Source organism: Streptomyces sp. SS1-1, from assembly GCF_008973465.1.
Lineage (GTDB): Bacteria > Actinomycetota > Actinomycetes > Streptomycetales > Streptomycetaceae > Streptomyces.
Window position 1 is genome coordinate 5,102,814 of the sequence record NZ_WBXN01000004.1, and the last position, 13,326, is coordinate 5,116,139.

Sequence of the window (13,326 nt, forward strand, 5' to 3'; positions counted from 1 at the left end):
TCATCGGTTCAGAGGCCGGCCGCCGCCGAGGCGATGGCGGAGGCGAAGGTGGAGACCTCGGTGTAGACGCCGGGCGCGTTCGGCCGGGCGCAGCCTATGCCCCAGCTGACGATGCCGACCTGGACCCAGGCGTTGTTCGCGTCGCGCCGGAACATGGGGCCGCCGGAGTCGCCCTGGCAGGTGTCCACGCCGCCGGAGGGCAGCCCGGCGCAGATCTCCTCGTTCGCGACGAGCCCGCTGTAGCCGCTGTAGGAGCGGCACTGGGCGTCGCTGACGAACGGCACGTCGGCCTTGAGCAGATAGCGCTGCTGGGCCCCGCCCTCGCGGTTGGCGCCCCAGCCGGCGACGGTGAAGGTGCCGGTGTTGTACTGGGTGGTGGTGGCGATGTTCAGCGTCGGCAGATTCACGGGCTGCGCGAGCTTGATGAGCGCCCAGTCCTTGCCGGTGCCGTTGTAGCCGGGCGCCCGGTACACGTAGGTGGAGCGGACCTGGACGCGGCCGCTGCTGTTCTGGAGGTCCACGACACCGGCGGTGGCCGTGATGCTGGTGTTCCGGCCGGTCGAGCCGACGCAGTGGGCGGCGGTGAGGACGATCTGCTGGGTGTAGAGCGCGCCGCCACAGCCCATGGAGAGCCGGACCATGAACGGGAACTCGCCCCGCGCGGCGCGAGTCCCGCCGACGACCCGCGAGTCCGCGGCCTGCGCGGCGGACACGGGCTGGAGACTGACGATCGCGAGCGCGGCGGCGCCGAGGACCGCGCATCTCTTGAGCGCGGTGAGGAGCTTCTTCAACGTGATGCCTTCCGTGGGGGGTTCGACATACGAACGCGAGAAGTGCAAATGACAGGAACATGTCAACCAAGCGCGGCTGGCACACCCCGGCCGTTTCCGTTGCTGGATTATGAGAACCCTGTGACACCCCCCACAAGAGCCGGATTCCGGCCACCCGCCCCCCGGCCGGGGCCGGCTCCCTACTCCAGGAAGAGCCCCGCCAGCCGGGGCAGCCGCCGCGCCATCTCACCGGCATCGTCGAAGTCCCAGGCGGGAGCCGGCGTGGGGTACCGGATGGTGCACGTACCTTGGGGAATCCGCTCACCGGTCGCGGCGAGATGCGCGTTCCAGGCGACGCCCAGGACGTCCTCGCACTCGAGGAAACCGCCGTCGGCCGCACACGCCCGCACGACGGGAAGGTCCGCCAAGGTGTCAGAACCGCTCTCTGTCCATGACGCCAGAGCCTGCCACCCGGCACTGACAACGGGTCGCGGCGTCGGTCCCGTGGCCGAGAACCAGAGCACCCGCCCACCCGGCGGGAACCGGGGGACGGGTGTGCTCGGAAACGGCGACCCGGAGGTCGCGAGGGTCACGCGTTCTTGATCGCCGAGATGTCGAAGTTCAGCTTGATCTTGTCGGAGACCAGCACGCCGCCCGTCTCCAGCGCGGCGTTCCAGGTCAGGCCCCACTCCGAGCGCAGGAGCTCCGCCTTGCCCTCGAAGCCGACGCGCTCGTTGCCGAACGGGTCCTTCGCGGCGCCGTTGAACTCCAGGTCGATGGTGATCGGCCGGGTGGTGCCGAGGATCGTCAGGTCACCGGTGATGCGGTAGTCCTCGCCGCCCAGGGCCTCCGCCTTGGTGGAGCGGAACGTCATCGTCGGGAACTCGTCCGTCTTGAAGAAGTCCGCGCTCTTCAGGTGCCCGTCACGGTCCGCCGAACCGGTGTCGATGCTGTCCATCGTGATGTCCAGGGACGCCGTGGACGCGGCCGGGTCCGTGCCGTCCAGGTGCAGGGAGCCGGTGAAGTCGAGGAACTTGCCCTTGACGTTGGTGACCATGGCGTGCCGGGCCACGAACCCGAGCGTCGAGTGCGCCGGGTCGATCGTGTAGTCGCCGGTCAGCGCGGCCAGTTCCGGGGCGACGGCGGCCGGGGCGGCCGTGGCGGTGGCGGCGGAGTCCTTGCGGTTGAAGATGCCCATGACGTTCTCCTCGGAGGGGGTTCGTTGAATGTTTAACCACCTAACGCACATCACCGTAGACGCATTCCCTTCAACTTTCAACATCATCCGCGGTGTGTTCCTGGTGTCACCCGACGTGACGTGGTAGGGCATGGACATGACCCCTTCGCGCCGAGCCCTGCTGACCGCCGCCGCCCTCGCCGCGGCCCTCGGCCGCACCGTCGCGACCCCGGCCCACGCCGGTGCTGCCGACCCCTACGACACCCTCCGCGCCCGCTGGCTCGGCATCGCCCTCGGCACCGGCTACGACCCCGCCGCCGAGCCCTACGCCGGGCGCCTCGCCGAGACCGGCACGCTCGCCCGCACGTTCCAGCGGGCCATGGACCCCACCCCCACCTCCCTGTGGCCCGGCCACCCCTTCGACCCGCCCGCCGGGATCACCCAGAGCTACACCCGCCTGTGGACCATGACCCAGGCCTACGTCCAGCCCGGCACCGGAGCCACCGCCGACCCCGCCCTGCTCGCCGACGTCCTGCGCGGCCTCGACCACCTCTCCGCGACCGTCTACCACCCCGGCACCACCCGCTACGGCAACTGGTGGGAGTGGCAGATCGGCAGCCCGCGCCTGCTCATGGACATCACGGCGGCCCTGTACGGCCACCTCGGGCAGGCCCGGATCGACGCCGCCTGCGCCGCCGTCGACCACTTCGTCCCCGACACCCTGCTCACCGACTACTCCGGCACCTCCACCGGCGCCAACCGTGTCGACCTGTGCCGCTCCGTCGTCCTGCGCGGCGTCCTCGGGCGCGCCCCGGACCGGATCGCGCTCGCGCGGGACGCGCTCTCCCCGGTCTTCCCGTACGTCACGGCGGGCGACGGCCTGTACGCCGACGGCTCCTTCGTGCAGCACACCTGGGTCGCCTACTCCGGCACCTACGGCCAGGTCCTCCTCGACGGACTCGGACGTCTCTTCGCCCTGCTCGCCGGCTCCGCCTGGGAGGTCACCGACCCGAACCGGCGGATCGTCCTCGACAGCGTCGAACGCGCCTACGCCCCGCTGATCCACGACGGACTGGTCGTGGACGCCGTCAACGGGCGGGCCATCAGCCGGGGGTACCTGAAGAACGACGAGCGGCGGGTCATGCGCGGCGACCACTACCACGGGCACGGCCTCATCGCCGCGATCGCCCTTCTCGCCGACGGCGCGAGTCCGGCCGAACGGGACCGGTGGCACGCGCGCGTCAAGGGCTGGATCGAACGGGACGCCGTGACACCGGTCCTGACGTCACGTCAGTTCGGGGTGGCCGACCTCGCCCGTCTGCACGCCGTCGCACGGGCGCCGGTCCCCGCCGCACCCGAGCCGACCGGGCACCACCTCTTCGCCGCGATGGACCGCGCCGTCCACCGCCGCCCGCGCTTCGTCGCGAGCATCGCCATGGCCAGTGACCGGATCGCCCACTACGAGTGCGGCAACGGCGAGAACCCGCGCGGCTGGCACACCGGCGCCGGCATGGTCTCCTGGTGGGCCGACGGCCTCGGCGACCAGTACACCGACTGGTACTGGCCGACCGTCGACTGGTACCGGCTGCCCGGCACGACCGTCTCCACCCGCCGCCTGCCCGACCGGGCGGGCGGCGAATGGGGCGAGGCCCGGCCCGCCGCACGCTGGGTCGGCGGCACGACGGACGGCACGTACGCGGCGATCGGCCAGGAGCTGGAGGGCCTGGGCTCCACACTCCGCGCCCACAAGGCGTGGTTCTGCCTCGCGGACGCCGTGGTCTGCCTCGGCGCCGGGATCAGCTGCGCCGACGGCGTCCCCGTGGAGACCGTCGTCGACAACCGGAACCTGGGCGAGAACGGCACCCAGGCCCTGACGCGCGGCCCCGGCTGGGCCCACCTGGAGGGCCACGGCGGCTGGATCGTCCCGTACGGCCGGCTGCGCGCCCTGCGCGAGGACCGCACCGGCGCGTGGGCCGACATCAACACGACCAGCACCACCGAGCGCCGCACCCGCCGCTGGCAGACCCTCTGGCTCGACCACGGCACCGATCCGCGGGACGCGACCTATCAGTACGTGCTCATGCCGGGCGCGAGCCGGCGGGAGGTCGCCGCGCGGGCGGCCGACCGCGGCTGGCTGACCGTCCTCGCCAATGACGCGGCCCGCCAGGCCGTCCACGTCCCCTCCCTCGGCGTCACGGCGGCCCTGTTCCGGCAGCCCGGCACCGCGGGCCCCCTCACGGCCGACGCGGGAGCGAGCGTGCTGCTCCGGCGCCGCGGCCGGACCGCTACCCTCTGGGTGAGCGAGCCGCCCCGCACGGGCGAGCCCCTGGAGATCGTCCTCGACCACCCCGTACGGCACGTGACGCACGCCGACGAGACGGTCGCGATCGTCGCCACCGGACCCCGGCTCAGGCTCCGCGTCACTCCGGGGACGGTATGCCGGACCCACCGATGTGAGGTGGTTCTCGCCTGACGGGTTTGTGCGACCCCCACAACGCACAGGCCCTCTGAGCAGTCGGAAAGGCTGCATGCCGCCGTGGTTCTGTTCAGTGCTACCAGGAAAACGCTCCGGAGACTGTGAGGAGTCGACGGCTCGCATTGCGCCGGGTCCTTCGTAAGGTCACTACATGACCGTTTTGGATGAGGCACCGGGTGAGCCGATCGACGCCCGTGGACGGACCGCCGAGCTGCACGAGATCCGTGCCCAGGCGCTGGCCGGCCCGAGCGAGAAGGCCACCGCGGCGCAGCACGCCAAGGGGAAGCTGACCGCCCGGGAGCGCATCGAGCTGCTCCTGGACCCGGGCACCTTCCGGGAGGTCGAGCAGCTGCGCCGGCACCGGGCCCAGGGCTTCGGCCTGGAGTCCAAGAAGCCGTACACCGACGGTGTCATCACCGGCTGGGGCACGGTCGAGGGCCGCACGGTCTTCGTGTACGCGCACGACTTCCGGATCTTCGGCGGCGCGCTGGGCGAGGCCCACGCCACCAAGATCCACAAGATCATGGACATGGCCATCGCGGCCGGTGCCCCGCTGGTCTCCCTGAACGACGGCGCCGGCGCCCGTATCCAGGAGGGCGTCTCCGCCCTCGCCGGGTACGGCGGCATCTTCCAGCGCAACACCAAGGCGTCCGGCGTCATCCCGCAGATCAGCGTGATGCTCGGCCCGTGCGCGGGCGGCGCGGCCTACAGCCCCGCCCTCACGGACTTCGTGTTCATGGTCCGCGACACCTCGCAGATGTTCATCACCGGCCCCGACGTGGTCAAGGCCGTGACGGGCGAGGAGATCACCCAGAACGGCCTCGGCGGCGCCGACGTGCACGCCGAGACCTCCGGCGTCTGCCACTTCGCGTACGACGACGAGGAGACGTGCATCGCCGAGGTGCGCTACCTCCTCTCGCTCCTCCCGCAGAACAACCGGGAGAACCCGCCCCGCGTGGAGCCGTCGGACCCCGCGGACCGCCGCAGCGAGACGCTCCTCGACCTGGTCCCGGCCGACGGCAACCGGCCGTACGACATGACCAAGGTCATCGAGGAGATCGTCGACGACGGCGAGTTCCTGGAGGTCCACGAGCGCTGGGCGCGGAACATCATCTGCGCGCTGGCCCGCCTCGACGGCCAGGTCGTCGGCATCGTCGCCAACCAGCCCCAGACGCTGGCGGGCGTGCTCGACATCGAGGCGTCCGAGAAGGCCGCCCGCTTCGTGCAGATGTGCGACGCCTTCAACATCCCGATCATCACGTTCCTCGACGTCCCCGGCTTCCTCCCGGGCGTCGACCAGGAGCACGGCGGCATCATCCGCCACGGCGCCAAGCTGCTGTACGCCTACTGCAACGCGACCGTGCCCCGGATCTCCCTGATCCTGCGCAAGGCGTACGGCGGCGCGTACATCGTCATGGACAGCCAGTCCATCGGCGCCGACCTCACCTACGCCTGGCCGACCAACGAGATCGCCGTGATGGGCGCCGAGGGCGCCGCCAACGTCATCTTCCGCCGGCAGATCGCCGAGGCGGAGGACCCCGAGGCCATGCGGGCGCGCATGGTCAAGGAGTACAAGTCCGAGCTGATGCACCCGTACTACGCGGCCGAACGGGGCCTGGTCGACGACGTGATCGACCCCTCCGAGACCCGCGAGGTCCTCGTCCGCTCCCTGGCGATGCTGCACACCAAGCACGCCGACCTGCCGTCCCGCAAGCACGGCAACCCTCCGCAGTAACCCACCGGTATCCGTGCGGAAACCTCATCCATGGAGACTGAGCCCATGAACGTCCCTGACATCCGCGTCGAGAAGGGCCACGCCGAGCCCGAGGAAGTCGCCGCCATCACGGCGATCCTCCTGGCCCGCGCCGCCGCCCGGCCCGCCGCCGCCCCGGCCCACCGGGGCCGCCCGAAGGCCGGCTGGCGCCGCCTGGAGCGCGAGGGCGGCTTCCGCGCCCCCCACAGCTGGCGCTGACCCGCGACCGACCACGAAGGGCCCCTCTCCCGGGAGAGGGGCCCTTCCGCGTCCCTGAGGGGCGCCTGGAGCCGCGCGACGGACACAGGGATGCCCCGGACGGTGAACGACCGTCCGGGGCATCCCTGTGGAGCGAGGAGACCCGTGTCTAGCGCAGCCGCGCCATCAGCGCGTGCTCCACGAGCGTGATCAGCGCCGACTTGGCGTCCGCGCGGTGCCGGGCGTCCGTCGTGATGATCGGGGTGTCGGGGCCGATCTGCAGCGCCTCGCGCACCTCGTCCGGGTTGTACGGCTGGTTGCCGTCGAAGCCGTTCAGCGCGATGACGAACGGCAGGCCGCTGTTCTCGAAGTAGTCGACCGCGGGGAAGCAGTCGGCGAGACGGCGGGTGTCCACCAGCACGATCGCGCCGATGGCGCCGCGCACGAGGTCGTCCCACATGAACCAGAAGCGGTCCTGGCCGGGCGTACCGAAGAGGTACAGGATCAGGTCCTGGTCCAGGGTGATACGGCCGAAGTCCATGGCGACCGTCGTGGTCGTCTTGTCCCCGGTGTGGGTGAGGTCGTCGATGCCCGCCGAAGCAGACGTCATGACGGCCTCCGTGCGCAGCGGGTTGATCTCCGAGACGGCGCCGACGAACGTGGTCTTGCCCACGCCGAAGCCGCCCGCCACCACGATCTTCGCGGAGGTGGTGGAGCGGGAAGGACCGCCGCTAGAGCTTGCGAAGTCCACTGAGCACCCTTTCGAGCAGTGTCACGTCTGGCTGGCCGCCGGCGTTCTCGTCGCCGCCGGGCTGATGGATCGCGACCAGTCCTGCCTCCGCCAAGTCGGCGACGAGGATCCTGGCCACGCCGAGGGGGATCGTGAGGAGGGCCGAGATCTCGGCCACCGATTTGATCTCTCGGCAGAGGTTGCAGATCCGCTGATGCTCGGGCAGCTGGCCCTGCATCTGGTGCGGCTGCGCGGTGGTGTGCACCAGCGCCTCGATGGCGAGCTGGTAGCGCGGGCGGGTCCGGCCGCCGGTCATGGCGTACGGACGCACCAGGGGGTTGTTCGACGCCCCGGCGGGCGTCGGCTCAGGGGCGCGTCGCTGCGGCTGCACCGGCTGGATGCGCGGCGCCGGCGGCTGGTCGTACGGCGAGGGCCCGGGGCCCTGCGGGGCGTACGGCTGCCGCTGGTTCGGCTGGGAGGGGAAGTACCGGTTCTGGGAACCGTCGTTCTGGCCCTGGGCAGGGCCGTACGACCAGTTGCCCGATGACGAACCGTCTGGGGGTGTTGCCACTTTCTCTCCTCCTCCGACTGTGCCTGGCACCCATCATGTGGAGCCGCGTCCCGAAACCTTACGGCCCCGGGACGCCAAAACGCACCGCTGTCCGTTCAGTTGAGCAGGCTCCCTTGGAGTTCCGCCCGCAGATCGGGCGTCAGGACCGTACCGGCACGGTCGACCAGAAGCGCCATCTCGTACCCGATGAGGCCGATGTCCGCCTCGGGATGTGCGAGGACCGCGAGGGACGAACCGTCGGAGATGGACATGATGAAGAGGAATCCCCGCTCCATCTCCACAACCGTCTGGTTCACGCTGCCGCCCTCGAAGATGCGGGAGGCGCCTGCCGTCAGTGACGTCAGACCGGAGGCGACGGCCGCGAGCTGGTCGGCGCGGTCGCGCGGGAAGCCTTCGGACATCGCCAGAAGGAGTCCGTCGGCGGAGACCACCACCGTGTGGGACACCCCGGGGGTGTTGTCCACGAAGTTGGTGATCAACCAGTTCAGGTTCTGTGCCGCCTGGCTCATCGGGCTCACACTAACGCTCCTGGTTGTAGGTGCTGTCAGGACCGAAGCCCTGGCCGTTCGTTTCACTTCCCGCGCTGCGACCCCGCTGGACACCGCGGCGCAGGTTGCTCAGCCTGCCCCGGACGTCCTCGGGAGCACGGGAGACCTGTGGGCCCCCCTGGGGGGTGGTTTCGGCGGCTCCCTGGACCAGGTTGGCCTTCGGGACCCGCCGCGGCAGGCCGGAGGAGGTGACCCCGCCCGCCTTGGGCTTCCGGAGCTGCGAGGCCTGCTGCCAGCGCTCGTCGTTCTGCGAACGCCAGGCGCTGTCGCCGTTGCTCTCCGGAGTGGGAGCCGGCGCCGGCGCGTCCTGCCGCACGGGCCGCGTGCCGTTGGTGCCGCTCGCGGCGGCGCCGCGACGCGGAAGCCCGGCGTCGGTCAGTGCGTGGGGCGCGGATTGCGCCGGTCCCGGACGGTCGAAGCCTACGCCGTCGGACTCGCCCGCGTCACCGGCCTGCGCGGATTCCGTTTCCGGAGCGTACTGCTCCTGGTAGCCGTCGCGGTAGCCGCTCTGCTGAGGCCAGTCGTCCTGGTGGCGCCGCTGGTCGAAGGCCGTGAAGCCGTCCTGTGCGGAGCCGTTGCGGGCCACCGGCTCCTCGGCGGCGGGCTCCGCATAGCCGGAGTCCGGGTAGCCGTTGGGGGACGAGAAGGAGTCGTCGCGGGGCAGGCCGCCGTTCGGCGCGTAGTACGTGTCGTCGTACGACGCCTGCTGGGGCTCCTCGTAGCCGGAGTGCTGCTGCTCGCCGTACGCCTGCTGCTGGTCCTCGTAGGACTGCTGCCGCTGGTCGTCGTACGCCTGCTGCTGGTCGTAGCCGTCCTGCTGCCCCGCGTAGCCGTTGTGCTCGTCGTAGGCGGGCTGGCCGAACTCGTCGTAGGCGGGGGCCTCGGAGCCCTCCGGGCCGTGCGACTGGGCCTCCAGGGCCGCCCGGCGCTCCTCGCGCATCAGGGAGCGGCCGACGGGGTCCAGCTCGCGGATGTCGTCCGGGACCTCGGTGTAGGCGCTGTCGTCGAAGCCGAGCTCGGCCGCGGTACGCATCGGCTGACCGAAGTTCTCACCCTGGAACTGCTGCTCCGGGATGATCTGCGAGACGGTGAACTCGTCCTGCGACGGCTGCTGTTCACCGCCGCCGCCACCGTGCGTGATGGCGTCCGGCAGCATGACCAGCGAGGTGGTGCCGGCCTGCTCGCCCGAGGGGCGCAGCTGGACGCGGATGCCGTGCCGGTCGGACAGCCGGCCGACCACGAACAGACCCATGCGCTGGGATATCGCCGCGTCGACGGTGGGCGGGTTCGCCAGCTTGTGGTTGATGTCCGCGAAGTCCTCGGCGGTGAGGCCGATGCCCTTGTCGTGGATCTCGATCATCACGCGGCCGTCGGGGAGACGGGTCGCGGTGACGCGGACCTTGGTCTGCGGCGAGGAGAACGTGGTGGCGTTCTCCAGCAGCTCGGCCAGCAGGTGCACGAGGTCGGTGACCGCGCGGCCGTGGATCTCGGCCTCCGGGACGCCGGACAGCTCGATGCGCTCGTACTGCTCCACCTCGGAGGAGGCGGCGCGCAGCACGTCGACCAGCGGGACCGGCTGGTCCCAGCGGCGGCCGGGCTCCTCGCCGGCGAGGACGAGGAGGTTCTCGCCGTTGCGGCGCATACGGGTCGCGAGGTGGTCCAGCTTGAAGAGGTTCTCCAGCTGGTCCGGGTCGGCCTCGTTGTTCTCCAGGTCGGTGATCAGGGTCAGCTGGCCCTCGATCAGCGACTGGTTGCGGCGCGACAGGTTGGTGAAGATCGCGTTGATGTTGCCCCGCAGCAGAGCCTGCTCGGCGGCGAGCCGGACGGCCTCGCGGTGGACCTGGTCGAAGGCGCGGGCGACTTCGCCGATCTCGTCGCGGGTGGTGATCGGGATGGGCGCGACCCGGGTGTCGACCCGGCCGGGGTCGGTGCGCGAGAGCTGGTCGACCAGCATCGGCAGACGCTGCTCGGCGATACCGAAGGCGGCGTTGCGCAGCTGGCGCATCGAGCGGGACATCTGGCGGGCGACCGCGCCGGCCAGGATGAACGCGACGAGCAGGGCGACCACGACGGCCGCACCGGTGATGAGGGCGTCGGTCTTGGCGTCCTCGGAGACGGTCGCGGCGTCGTTCACGGCCTTGCTGACGAGGTCCGTCTCGATCTCGCGGTAGCCCTCGTACTTGGCGGTGGAGGCGCCCAGCCACGCCTTGGGCGTGACGCCCTTGGCGGCCAGCTGCTCGGGGGTGAAGGTGCCCGCGGCGATGCCCTGGAGCATGGCGTCGGCGGCCGGCATGGCGGTGTAGGCGCCGCCCTGCGTGGAGCTGCTGTCACCGGCGTTGACGGCGGTGCCCTTGTCGCCGATCTTCTTTCGCTGCGCGGCCATGATGTCGTCGAGCTGGTCGACGTCGTCCTGGGTGGCGCCCGAGACGAACTCGTTGATCGCGATGCCCTCGAGGTAGCGGTACGACACGAGGGAGATGCCCTGCTGGCGGACCACGGCCTCCTTGGTGCTCGGCCGTATCAGCATGTGCACGGCGATCGAGCGCTGGAGGGAGGTGGCGGCCTTGGCGAGGGCCACGGCGTAGACGGTACGGCCGTAGGAGGTGACGTTGCCGGTTCCCAGGCTGAGCTCGTTGGCGAACTCCATCAGGGAGTGCTGGACGGCGACGTATCCCTCTTCGGTCTTCACCGGGTCCATGGACTTGGTGTAGGCCGCCTGACGCAGGGGCGCCAGCTTGGTCTCGTTGGACCGGAAGAGCTGCATACGGCGGTCGAGCGCGGCCGTGTGCGGGAGGTTCTGCGCGGCCTCGTCGAACTTCGCCTTGGCGCTGTCGGTTGCGGAGCGCAGCTGGGTCACGGTGTCCGTGGTGCCCTTGCCCTGGAGCAGGTCGGCCGCGGTGAGGTCGCGCTCGTCCAGCAGGGCGTTGCCGTACTCGGCGGCGGAGCGCACGAGGAGGGCGACGTTCTCGGCGTCCTCGGCCTCCTGCCAGGTGTCGATCGAGCTCTTCACCTGGAAGCCGCCCATGACGAGGCCGACCATCACGGGTATGAGCAGGATCGCGTTCAGCCTGGTCGGCACGCGCCAGTTGCGCGGCGAGAAGCGGCCGCCGCTGCGGGCCGGCGCGGCCGTGGGCTCGGATCCGGGCACAGGGGCGGGCGCCGCTCCGCGCGGCGGCGGGGTGAAGTTGCCCCGGGCCGACGGCTCGGGACTGTTCTTGCTTCGCCTCACTCGACCAACAACCTTCCGGCGGGGTCGGCACCTAGGTCGTGCCGCTGTGTCTCAGAGCCCATCGCCTTGAAGTACGCATTACTGATGAGTACGTCTTCGACCAGTGGGCAGTTCTGGCATTCCAGCACGGGGGCCCGCGCTCTTCCAAACAGTGGAAGAGGAGGATTCCGCGCGATGTAAGTCCCAGATAAAACGGTCATAAAGAGCGAGCCCCGTCAAAAGACGGGGCGGTTGTGCGCGCAGCGAGACCGGTTGACCGCGACGAGTTGCCGTACCACCCGATTCCTCTGCCGAAACGTTATGAACAGCGGAGCCGACCGTGTCAAAGGCCACAGCCGGCTCCGGGACATCTACGACAACTGCCGTATGTGCCCGCAGACTTCCACTACCGCAGTCGTGCCATGAGCGCGTGCTCCACCAGCGTGATCAGCGCACTCTTGGCATCGGCGCGGTGCCGGGCGTCCGTCGTGATGATCGGCGCGTCCGGTCCGATCTGCAGCGCCTCGCGCACCTCGTCCGGTGTGTACGGCTGGTGCCCGTCGAAGCCGTTGAGGGCGATGACGAACGGCAGGCCGCTGTTCTCGAAGTAGTCGACCGCGGGGAAGCAGTCCGCGAGACGGCGGGTGTCCACCAGCACGACGGCGCCGATGGCACCGCGCACCAGGTCGTCCCACATGAACCAGAAGCGGTCCTGACCCGGCGTACCGAACAGGTAGAGGATCAGGTCCTGGTCCAGGGTGATACGGCCGAAGTCCATGGCCACCGTGGTGGTGGTCTTGTCCCCGGTGTGCGTGAGGTCGTCGATCCCCGCGCTCGCGGAGGTCATCACGGCCTCCGTGCGCAGCGGGTTGATCTCCGAGACGGCACCCACGAACGTGGTCTTGCCCACGCCGAAGCCACCCGCCACCACGATCTTCGCGGAGGTGGTCGCCCGGCTTGGTTCAGAGCTTGCGAAGTCCACTGAGCACCCTTTCGAGCAGCGTCACGTCCGGTGCGCCACCGTTGTTCTCGTCGCCACCCGGCTGGTGGATGGCGACCAAGCCCGCCTCCGCGAGGTCCGCCACGAGGATCCTGGCCACGCCGAGAGGCATGGACAGGAGCGCGGAGACCTCGGCGACCGACTTCACCTCGCGGCACAGGTGGCAGATGCGCTGGTGCTCCGGGAGGAGCCCCATCAGCGCCGCCGGGTCGGCCGTGGTGCTGATCAGTGCCTCGATGGCCAGCTGGTAACGCGGCCGGGTCCGGCCGCCGGTCATCGCGTACGGACGTACCAGCGGCTGGTCGCCCTCATCCTCGTACGGCTCCGCGTACGGATCATGAGAGGCGGTGGGCGGGGTCATGAATCCTCCGGGCTGGAACACAGTCGGTCGGTCAAGCCGTCGTGAGGGGGCCAGTGGGGGGATTGTGGCGGCCGGACGGTGATTTGGTGAGACGGGTGGATCCGGGAGATGTCAGTGGAGCAGACTGCCTTGGAGCTCGGCACGCAGGTCGGGGGTGAGGACCGCGCCCGCACGGTCGACCAGCAGTGCCATCTCGTACCCGACGAGGCCGATGTCCGCCTCCGGGTGAGCGAGTACGGCGAGGGACGACCCGTCCGAGATGGACATGAGGAAGAGGAATCCTCGCTCCATCTCGACGACGGTCTGTGCGACGTCCCCGCCTTCGAAGATCCGGCTGGCACCCGCCGTCAGCGAGGTCAGACCCGACGCGACGGCCGCCAGCTGGTCGGCACGGTCGCGGGGGAACCCCTCCGACATCGCCAGCAGAAGGCCGTCGGCGGACACGACGACGGTGTGGGACACCCCGGGGGTGTTGTCCACGAAGTTGGTGATCAACCAGTTGAGGTTCTGTGCCGCTTGGCTCATCTGGCTCAA

The 13,326-nt window shown here is 70.4% G+C and carries 13 protein-coding genes; 3 read left to right on the top strand and 10 right to left on the bottom strand.

Features of this window, described 5'->3' with window-relative positions:
- Nucleotides 1–8: 8 nt before the first annotated feature.
- The 3 genes from F8R89_RS24900 to F8R89_RS24910 form a co-directional block, all read right to left on the bottom strand.
- On the bottom strand, nucleotides 9–791 hold the full coding sequence (locus F8R89_RS24900; protein WP_151786037.1) for a serine protease: 783 nt from the start codon (nucleotides 789–791) through the stop codon (nucleotides 9–11).
- 179 nt (nucleotides 792–970) lie between these two features.
- Nucleotides 971–1,198, bottom strand: coding sequence for a hypothetical protein (locus F8R89_RS24905; RefSeq protein WP_151786038.1), 228 nt, complete (start codon nucleotides 1,196–1,198; stop codon nucleotides 971–973).
- A gap of 161 nt (nucleotides 1,199–1,359) precedes the next feature.
- Nucleotides 1,360–1,968, bottom strand: a complete 609-nt coding sequence (locus F8R89_RS24910) for a YceI family protein (protein WP_151786039.1) — start codon at nucleotides 1,966–1,968, stop codon at nucleotides 1,360–1,362.
- A gap of 136 nt (nucleotides 1,969–2,104) precedes the next feature.
- On the opposite strand from F8R89_RS24910, the gene F8R89_RS24915 reads away from it, so the two are divergent.
- The 3 genes from F8R89_RS24915 to F8R89_RS24925 all read left to right on the top strand — a co-directional run bounded on the left by F8R89_RS24915 (nucleotide 2,105) and on the right by F8R89_RS24925 (nucleotide 6,395).
- Nucleotides 2,105–4,420 carry a polysaccharide lyase 8 family protein gene (locus F8R89_RS24915; RefSeq protein ID WP_192806221.1) on the top strand — a complete coding sequence of 772 codons (2,316 nt, stop codon included), beginning with the start codon at nucleotides 2,105–2,107 and terminating at the stop codon, nucleotides 4,418–4,420.
- Between the two features lie 154 nt (nucleotides 4,421–4,574).
- Nucleotides 4,575–6,158, top strand: coding sequence for an acyl-CoA carboxylase subunit beta (locus tag F8R89_RS24920; protein ID WP_151786041.1), 1,584 nt, complete (start codon nucleotides 4,575–4,577; stop codon nucleotides 6,156–6,158).
- Nucleotides 6,159–6,203: 45 nt separating this feature from the next.
- A complete protein-coding gene (locus F8R89_RS24925) occupies nucleotides 6,204–6,395 on the top strand; it encodes an acyl-CoA carboxylase subunit epsilon (protein WP_062666609.1) in 192 nt (63 codons plus the stop codon).
- Between the two features lie 148 nt (nucleotides 6,396–6,543).
- On the opposite strand, the gene F8R89_RS24930 is transcribed toward F8R89_RS24925, so the two are convergent.
- The 7 genes from F8R89_RS24930 to F8R89_RS24960 all read right to left on the bottom strand — a co-directional run bounded on the left by F8R89_RS24930 (nucleotide 6,544) and on the right by F8R89_RS24960 (nucleotide 13,317).
- Nucleotides 6,544–7,125 carry a GTP-binding protein gene (locus F8R89_RS24930; protein ID WP_026248371.1) on the bottom strand — a complete coding sequence of 194 codons (582 nt, stop codon included), beginning with the start codon at nucleotides 7,123–7,125 and terminating at the stop codon, nucleotides 6,544–6,546.
- Nucleotides 7,106–7,675: a DUF742 domain-containing protein gene (locus F8R89_RS24935; RefSeq protein WP_151786042.1), complete on the bottom strand. Its 570-nt coding sequence runs from the start codon at nucleotides 7,673–7,675 to the stop codon at nucleotides 7,106–7,108. Before F8R89_RS24935 ends, F8R89_RS24930 begins: the two co-directional genes overlap by 20 nt.
- Before the next feature lie 95 nt (nucleotides 7,676–7,770).
- Nucleotides 7,771–8,184, bottom strand: a complete 414-nt coding sequence (locus F8R89_RS24940) for a roadblock/LC7 domain-containing protein (protein ID WP_004983065.1) — start codon at nucleotides 8,182–8,184, stop codon at nucleotides 7,771–7,773.
- A 10-nt stretch (nucleotides 8,185–8,194) separates the two neighbouring features.
- The gene (locus tag F8R89_RS24945; RefSeq protein WP_151786043.1) at nucleotides 8,195–11,452 is read right to left on the bottom strand and encodes a nitrate- and nitrite sensing domain-containing protein; all 3,258 of its coding nucleotides are present in this window, start codon (nucleotides 11,450–11,452) and stop codon (nucleotides 8,195–8,197) included.
- 385 nt (nucleotides 11,453–11,837) lie between these two features.
- Nucleotides 11,838–12,413 carry a GTP-binding protein gene (locus tag F8R89_RS24950; protein WP_055624289.1) on the bottom strand — a complete coding sequence of 192 codons (576 nt, stop codon included), beginning with the start codon at nucleotides 12,411–12,413 and terminating at the stop codon, nucleotides 11,838–11,840.
- Nucleotides 12,394–12,792, bottom strand: a complete 399-nt coding sequence (locus tag F8R89_RS24955; RefSeq protein WP_003997626.1) for a DUF742 domain-containing protein — start codon at nucleotides 12,790–12,792, stop codon at nucleotides 12,394–12,396. The genes F8R89_RS24950 and F8R89_RS24955 overlap by 20 nt, the downstream gene beginning before the upstream one ends.
- A gap of 111 nt (nucleotides 12,793–12,903) precedes the next feature.
- Nucleotides 12,904–13,317, bottom strand: a complete 414-nt coding sequence (locus F8R89_RS24960) for a roadblock/LC7 domain-containing protein (RefSeq protein WP_055624380.1) — start codon at nucleotides 13,315–13,317, stop codon at nucleotides 12,904–12,906.
- Nucleotides 13,318–13,326 lie beyond the last annotated feature (9 nt).